The 728-nt window shown below is 54.4% G+C and carries 1 protein-coding gene; it reads left to right on the top strand.

The annotated features are described in order from the left end of the window. Positions 1–206: 206 nt before the first annotated feature. The coding region (locus HU727_RS25495; protein WP_217847156.1) for an IS110 family transposase at positions 207–728 on the top strand (522 nt) is incomplete at its 3' end.

The raw sequence follows: 728 nt of genomic DNA, 5'->3' as shown, positions 1-728 counted from the left end.
GTTCTCGACTGATCATCGAGGGAGGGACTTGGAAGCCGCGCAGCTCCTTAGGCTTGTTGCCTGTGACGTAGATCGTGCTCCAGCCCTCCACACTCACTCGTACAGTTCGCACGGTATCTTGGGCCCGCCTCCGGCGAGAGCCCGCATTCGCAAGGTTGGACAGAGTGACGTGATGATCACAACAGGGAACAAGTGGAGAAACGATCATGTCCGGTTTCGTTGGCGTCGACATCGCAAAGAACACCTTTGATATCGCTACACACCTGCCCAACGGCAAGCACAAAACCAAGGCCAAACTGGCCAACGATCCAAAGGGCTTCAAAGAGTTTGAGGCTTGGCTAGACAAAAACGTCGAGCGTTCGGCCCTGATCGTGATGGAAGCCACCAGCGTCTACCACTTGGAGCTCGCCGAGTTCGTTTACAACAAAGGCTTCCGGGTCTGCGTGGTGAACCCGGCTACGACCAAAGCGTACGCTGACAGCGAACTTCGCCGGATCAAGACCGATAAAAGCGATGCGAAACTGATCGCCGACTTCGCTCGGGAAAAGGATCAAAAGCTTCGGCCATGGGCGCCTGAGCCGCTGAAATATCGCCAGTTGAAAGCAATGGTGCGCCGCCTGGATGACCTTCAGGAAATGGAACAAATGGAGCTTAATCGTCTGGACGTTTCCGACGAAAAGGTCAAAGACTCGATCAACTCCGTTCTGCGCCATATCGAAAAAGAGATC

The organism is Pseudomonas khorasanensis (assembly GCF_014268505.2).
GTDB classification, from domain to species: Bacteria; Pseudomonadota; Gammaproteobacteria; order Pseudomonadales; family Pseudomonadaceae; genus Aquipseudomonas; species Aquipseudomonas khorasanensis.
This window is presented reverse-complemented; position numbering and strand designations above follow the sequence as displayed.